Consider the following 4,194-nt stretch of genomic DNA (forward strand, 5'->3'; position numbering starts at 1 on the left):
GGGGTATCTCCTGCCCGCCGCCACCGTCCATGCCGCACCGCGGACCGCCGGCGGCGGGCAGGAGATACCCCCGCTCACCGACCGGCAGGGACGGGTGCTGACCCTGCACGGCTGGAACATCGAGGACAAGACCCACCGGGGCGAGCAGGCGCTGACCGGCATCACCGAGCGCCACTTGCGCGACATGCGGGCCGAGGGCTTCGACTTCGCCCGGCTGCTGGTCTTCTGGGACGACCTGGAGCCGCGGCCGGGCCAGTACAGCCGAAGCTACCTGCGAAGGATCGGGCGCATCCTGGACTGGGCCGACCGCTACGGGGTGAAGGTCGTGATCGACGCCCACCAGGACGTCTTCGGCCCGGCCTTCGGCCACCGCGGCATACCCGCGTGGGCGACCAGGACGGACGGACTGCCGTTCACCGCGCATCCGGAGGACTGGTTCGCCGAGTACTTCGAGCCCGCCGTGCAGCGCGCCTTCACCCATCTCTACGAGGACCGGGATCTGCGCGGCGCCCAGGCACGGATGTGGCGCACCCTCGCCGCCCGCTTCGCCGGCCATCCGGCCGTCCTCGGCTACGACCTGATCAACGAGCCGATGGGCGAGGCGCGTCCGGGGGAGGACCTGGCGACGGCGGCCCGCCGGATCGAACGCGACCAGCTGACCCCGATGTACAACCGCCTCGCCCACGCGGTGCGTTCGGCCGACCGGGACGCCTGGGTGTTCGTCGAGCCCACCCCGATCGTCGGCGAGGGCGTACCGACCGGCCTGGGCCGCGTGGAGGACGCGCGCGTGGTGTACGCGCCGCACTTCTACGACTCCGCCATGGAGGCGGGCTCCGACTACGACCCCGGCGCCGGCTGGATCGAGGCGTACGAGCGGGCCGTCACCGCGTACCCGAAGCGGTACCGGGTGCCGGTCGTCGTCGGCGAGTGGGGGCCGCCCGACAGCACCCTGCCGCACATGAACCGGTTCTACCGTGACGCGATGGCCTCGCTGGGCCGCTACGCCTCCGGCTGGGCGGGCTACGTGTGGTGCTACGGCGGCGGATACTGCGCGGTCGACGACGCCGGTGCCTTTCGGCCCAACAAGGAGCTGACCGTCGAGCCGTACGCGCGGAGCGTCGCGGGCCGGGTCGCCTCCGCGTCGTACGACCCGGGGCGGGGCGTGTACCGGCTGGCGTACCGCGCGGCCCCGCACGGCTCGCGGGTGACCGAGCTGTCCGTGCCGCCGGGCACCTGGCGGATCACGGCCGCCGGCGGTGCGACCGTCGTGCGCGGGCCGGACGGCCGGGCCCGGGTACTGGCCGCGCCCGGCAGCCGCGTGACGGTCACGGTCGGACGCGGCTGACGCGGTGCCGGCGGGCCGGCAGCCGCGAAGGGCCGGACCGGATCGCCGGCCGCGACCCAGCCGTAGTCGACGTACCCGCGGCGGTGGCCCCGCCCTGGCTCGTGACCAAGCCATGCCGGTCTGCCTGTTCCGCACGGCCGACCGGGCAGCGAGTTCACCCGGACTGGCGCGGCGTCCGGTTTCAGGTCACCGGGTGCGGAAACCGCCGCTGTACACGTCCGTACGGTTGTGCGGCGCGCCGGAGTGGGTCTCGGTGAGCACCGCCCGTACTCCCTTGCCGGCCGCCACCAGGCCCTGGTAGTCGCCGAGGAAATAGCCCCCGGCGTACGGCGCCTGCAGCCAGTCGAAGACCGTCGAGATCCGTCGCTCCATCCGGCGCCTGGGGTCCCCGTGCGGCCAGGTGGCCAGCTGGTAGGCGGTGGGCAGGGTGGTGGTGTCACCCGGCTTCAGGAAGCGCAGGTCGTAGTAGGTGAGCGCGAGTGTGCCCCGCTCGTCGACGGCGATCGACGGGGAGAAGGCCGGCACGCCTTTCGGGCTGACCAGCTCAGGTTTCCTCCAGGTGCGTCCGCCGTCGGTGGAGCGCACGAGCTGCACGGAGTCGAACCTGCCGCCGGAGAAGTCCGAGCCCTCGTAGGCCATGTACAGCGTGCCCGTCCTGGTGTCGACGGCCGGGCTGGGCAGGGTGGCCGCGGCGCGCAGCAGCTTGGCGGGGTCGTTCGGGTCGACCTCCGGTACGGAGCTGTCCCGGGCCACGGTGACCGGGGCGCTCCAGGTCCGTCCGGCGTCGCGCGAGGTGACCATCGCGTAGTGGGCTTCTACGACGGTGTTCAGGTCGTCGGAGTAGGTGATCGAGTCGAAGAAGTCGTGCAGGGTGCCGGTGCGCCGGTCGACGACGATCACATGTCCGATGGTCTGGGTGTTGGGCACGGCGGCGGTGCGGACGAACGGCCGGGCCCTGCTCCAGGTGCGCCCGCCGTCACGGGTGAGGGAGAGGTAGCCCGGGCCGTCCATGGAGCTGGGGCCGGGCGGGTCGTTGTCCAGGCGGTCCCAGACCTGGTAGGCGGTGCCCTTGCGGACCGGGTCGGCGGTGAGCGAGGGCTTGTCGTTGAAGAACGGCTGTTCGTCGACGTGTGTGGTGGTGAGGTGGTGCCAGGTGCGGCCGCCGTCGCGGGACGTGGCGGCCAGCAGGGCGCTGCGGGTGCTCTTCGTGAAGTCGACGCCTTCCCCGCCGGCGTAGACGGTGCCGTCCGGTCCGGTGCTCACCCAGGGGTCGGAGGCCCGTTCGAAGTCCGCGCCGCCGGGGGCGCACAGGCTGAACGGCAGCGTGCTGCGGTGGAAGGTGCGCCCGTCCGTGGTCCAGCCGGCCGCCAGACCACGCGCGCCGCCGTCGTTCCAGCGGTCCTGCTGGAACACGGTGACCACCCGCTTGGGGTCACGCGGATCGACGGACAGGTACGGCTCGACCTCGGTGCCCGGGTAGACGACGCTGTCGGGGGACCTCGCGCCGATGGCGCACGTGGCGTACGGGTCACCGTGGGACACCTTCACCAGCGGTGTGCCGCCGGGGTTGCGGTCCGCCGCGGCGGCACTCGGGCCGGTGAGCGTGCCGAGCAGGAGCGCGCCGGTGGTGACGGCGCTCAGGGGCAGCAGGACGCGCATGCGGGATCTCTTTTCGGGCCTGGCGGCCGGGTACGTGACCGCCGTCATCGGGACGGGCCTGGGGCGCGGGGACGTACCGGAAACGCGGGGGGACGGGGCGACTCCGCTTGATCGTTCTCGGCGTGGTGGCCGGCGCCCTTGATGGGCCGAAGGGCGGAGTCCTCCCGGGGGCCGTCGCCGGCACGCCGGGCCCGGCGTGCCGGCCGTGGGTGCCACGGTGGTGCCGGGGGCCCGGCCCGGACGGCCCAGCCGGACACGCGCTCACCGGGACTTGCGGTCAAAGTGGGCAGCATGAGCGAACCCGGCGGGCGAAGTCGCGGCGCGGCACGCGCACCCGCGCATCCGCGCGCGGTCCGCGGCGCCAAGGATGCGGCCGAGCGCGCCGCCGAGGAGCTGACCCAGCTCGTGCACCACCATCTGGAAGGGGTCTCCGCGGTGTGCCGCACGCAGGACGACGGCTGGATCGTCGACGTCGACGTCCTGGAACTGGCCCGCATCCCGGACACCACCAGCCTGCTCGCCACCTACCAGGTCGAACTCGACGCGGACGGGGAGCTGTTGCAGTACCGCCGGACCGCCCGCTACCGGCGTGGTGCCCAGGACCAATGACCGGCTGCGAACCGGCCGGGAAGGAGCGCGCATGACCACCTACGAAGACGGGGTGGTATGCGTCCCCCGCGCCGGAACCCTGTACGACGTCCTCGAACTCATCCTCGACCGGGGCATGGTGATCGACGTCTTCGTACGCGTCTCGCTGGTCGGCATCGAGATCCTGAAGGTGGACGCCCGGATCGTGATCGCCAGCGTCGACACCTACCTGCGCTTCGCCGAGGCGTGCAACCGCCTGGACCTGGAGTACGACGCACGGTCCAAGACCGTGCCCGAACTGTTCGGCGGGCCGATGGCCAGAGGCGTCGCCAAGGCGGGCGCCAAGCGGACCGCCCGCTCCCTGAGCTCGAAAGTCCGCGACATCCTCAGCCCGGAGGCCGCCGCGGAGGAAGCCGAGGAGCCGCAGGAGGAGGCCGCCGTCCGCCCACGCGGCCGGAGCCGCCGCGAGCCGGAACCACCACGCCGCCGCCCCGCCGCGGAGCGCTCCGCCCCCACCGGACGCCACAGCGGTGAAGAGGCCCGCCCCCCCCCCCCCCCCCGCCCCAGCGCACGCCGCCACACCGGAGAGGAATGAACGTGGC

4 protein-coding genes are annotated in these 4,194 nt (G+C 73.2%); 3 read left to right on the forward strand and 1 reads right to left on the reverse strand.

Translation table 11 applies throughout. The features are described 5' to 3' along the window. The first annotated feature begins 10 nt into the window (after positions 1 to 10). Positions 11 to 1,345, forward strand: coding sequence for a cellulase family glycosylhydrolase (locus V7E45_RS39055; protein WP_333779042.1), 1,335 nt, complete (start codon positions 11 to 13; stop codon positions 1,343 to 1,345). 186 nt (positions 1,346 to 1,531) lie between these two features. Here the strand turns inward: V7E45_RS39055 and V7E45_RS39060 are convergent, their stop codons facing one another. After that, positions 1,532 to 3,004: a sialidase family protein gene (locus V7E45_RS39060; RefSeq protein ID WP_333779039.1), complete on the reverse strand. Its 1,473-nt coding sequence runs from the start codon at positions 3,002 to 3,004 to the stop codon at positions 1,532 to 1,534. A gap of 291 nt (positions 3,005 to 3,295) precedes the next feature. Here V7E45_RS39060 and V7E45_RS39065 point away from each other — a divergent pair, with 291 nt between their 5' ends. Then, complete coding sequence (locus V7E45_RS39065) at positions 3,296 to 3,613, forward strand: gas vesicle protein GvpO (protein WP_333779040.1); 318 nt, start codon at positions 3,296 to 3,298, stop codon at positions 3,611 to 3,613. A 31-nt stretch (positions 3,614 to 3,644) separates the two neighbouring features. Beyond that, positions 3,645 to 4,187, forward strand: a complete 543-nt coding sequence (gene gvpJ / locus V7E45_RS39070; RefSeq protein WP_333779041.1) for a gas vesicle protein GvpJ — start codon at positions 3,645 to 3,647, stop codon at positions 4,185 to 4,187. The last annotated feature ends 7 nt before the right edge of the window (positions 4,188 to 4,194 follow it).

Origin of the sequence: Streptomyces sp. IBSBF 3136 (assembly GCF_036815105.1) — a bacterium.
In the GTDB taxonomy this organism is placed as follows: domain Bacteria; phylum Actinomycetota; class Actinomycetes; order Streptomycetales; family Streptomycetaceae; genus Streptomyces.